Source organism: Paenibacillus agri, assembly GCF_013359945.1.
In the GTDB taxonomy this organism is placed as follows: Bacteria; Bacillota; Bacilli; order Paenibacillales; family Paenibacillaceae; genus Paenibacillus_AQ; species Paenibacillus_AQ agri.
Genome location: NZ_JABWCS010000120.1, coordinates 1 through 336, shown reverse-complemented (window position 1 = coordinate 336; position 336 = coordinate 1). Strand labels below are relative to the sequence as shown.

Genomic DNA, 336 nt, shown 5'->3' with positions numbered 1-336 from the left:
TGCGATTGCACTGGTGCAAGTAAGGATTTTAAAGACCTGGCGAAGTTCAGGGAAAACAATGTCTACCCAGCGATGAATCTGATTAACCGCAGCGTTGAGGCGCTTGGTAACCGTCTCTCGGTTTGCCATTAGAATACGTAGTTCCTCGTAATCTTCGGGATGAGAACGAACAGGGAAGTAGTACCCGTTTTTGACCATGTCTGCTATGACCAGCGCATCTTTATGGTCACTTTTAGATGGTGTATTGTCTCGGTTTTCCTTGTTCTTTTTGACAAGATGAGGATTAACCAAAACGGGCTCCATGCCTTGATCGAGTAGCCAATGTGCCAGGCTAAA

The 336-nt window shown here is 45.8% G+C and carries 1 protein-coding gene; it reads right to left on the bottom strand.

Going from position 1 to position 336, the window contains the following annotated elements; all coding sequences use genetic code 11:
* Positions 1–336: IS110 family transposase (locus HPT30_RS00570; RefSeq protein ID WP_175369650.1), on the bottom strand; the 336-nt coding region annotated here is incomplete at both ends.